Annotated in this window: 2 protein-coding genes; one reads left to right on the top strand and one right to left on the bottom strand. The window is 68.2% G+C overall.

Features of this window, described 5'->3' with window-relative positions; all coding sequences use genetic code 11:
• A partial coding sequence (locus tag ACFWPJ_RS32115; protein ID WP_378857184.1) for a PIN domain-containing protein occupies positions 1 to 307 on the top strand: 307 nt, incomplete at its 5' end.
• 16 nt (positions 308 to 323) lie between these two features.
• Here ACFWPJ_RS32115 and ACFWPJ_RS32110 read toward each other — a convergent pair.
• Positions 324 to 1,707: ATP-binding protein (locus ACFWPJ_RS32110; protein WP_378857182.1), on the bottom strand; the 1,384-nt coding region annotated here is incomplete at its 5' end.

The following is a 1,707-nucleotide window of genomic DNA, read 5'->3' as shown; positions in this document are numbered from 1 at the left end:
AGGGATCAAGCTCATGGTGGTCGAGCTCGGTATCTGCCGGAGAGAACGGCACGACTCCGTCCAGGGCAGTCGGCTGCGCAGGTGGCTCGAAGACGATGTGCTGGACGTCTTCGCGAACCGGATCCTGCCACTCGATCTGGCTGTGGGTCGACGCGCCGCACGGTGGCATGTGCCGGATCCTGGACCCGAGCGCGATGCGATGATCGCGGCAACGGCGAACGAGCACGGTATGACGGTGGTGACTCGCAATGCCAAGGACTTCGAGCCGGTGGACGTGCCTGTCATCAACCCGTGGGATCACACCTGACCCGGTAGCGACCCCGCTACTTCTGGTTTTGGGTGACCACCCAGGCGGCGACTTGGGCGCGGGTGGTGAAGTGCAGCTTGCTCAGAATGTGCTCGACGTGGCCCGCTGCGGTGCGCTGTGAGATGACGAGTTTCTCCGCGATGGCGCGGTTGGTCAGGCCTTGGGCGACGAGTTCGGCGATCTGCTTCTCGCGGCGGGTCAGTGCGGCCATCGCGGCAGGCAGCTCCTCCGTCGCGGCCGGATCCTCCTCGAGTGCGTAGGCGAGGGCCTCTTCGATACCGAGGTCGTGGCCCCGGCGCAGCGCCGCGTCGACAGCGCGCTGCCCGAGCACACGCGTGGCGGACTCCTGCGCCTGATGGCGATGGCCGAACATCTCGAGAATCGTGACCGCTTGGCTGCCAACGGATTCGGCGATCGACATGGCCGCGCCGACCAGCACCGCGGCCCGCTGCGCATGACGCTGCTCGGCCGCGACAAAGGCCAGAGTCGCCAGGCCGCTCGCGACGACCGACAAGTCGTCGATTCCCCGGGAATGCCGCAGACTCTCCTGCACGAGCACAGCCCCGCGTTCGAGATCGCCGCGCTCGACCGTCGTATAGGCGAGCTGTGACAGTGCGTAGGACCGGTAGACCGACTCGCCGAGCGCGGTGGTGATGGCCAGCACCTGCTCCTGGCACGCCGCGGCGCGGTCCGTGTCCTGCAGCAGACCGCAGGCGGCGCCGAGCGCCAGCAGGACCGACACCTGATGCAAGACGTCACCGGCGGCTTCGAACACCGGTAGTGCCTGTTCGCACTGCGTCACCGCACCGGCGAAGTCGCCGGAAAACAGAGCCAGCAGGCACCCCGCGCCGTTGACATAGGCACCGAACACCTCGTCGCCGCCGGCCAGCGACCGCGCCTGCTCGATTCGCGCCGACCCGGACTGGATGTCGGTCTGCATCGCGGCCAAGATCGTGTCCGCGCTCAGTGCCGCGATGTGTTCCAACGTCGCGCCGCCCGTTCGCTCCAGTGCGCGCCCGAGCCAATAGCGGGCCTCGCTGGCCCGCTGCCGCGCGACCCAGAACTCGTACAGGGCGACCGCGATCCGTTCGGCCGATGCCACCTCGTCGGGCTCGGTCAGGCTGAACTCCAGAGCCTCACGCAGATTGGGCTGTTCGCGGTTCAGCCGATCGATCCATTCCAGTTGCCGGGGCCCCATCCACTGGGTGTACGCCCGCAGCGCCAGCCGTTCGAACCAGTCGCGGTGCCGGCGCCGCAACGCCTGCTCGGCGCCATCGGCGCGCAACCGTTCCCGGCCGTACTCGCGCAGGGTTTCGAGCATCCGGTACCGGACGCGGACGCCGTAGGCCTCGCGGATCAGGATCGACTTGTCCACCAGTGAGCCGACCAGGTCGAGGACG

This window comes from Nocardia sp. NPDC058497, assembly GCF_042720195.1.
GTDB lineage: Bacteria > Actinomycetota > Actinomycetes > Mycobacteriales > Mycobacteriaceae > Nocardia.
The sequence above is the reverse complement of the archived record's forward strand: the minus strand, read 5'-3'. Positions and strand labels throughout refer to the sequence as shown.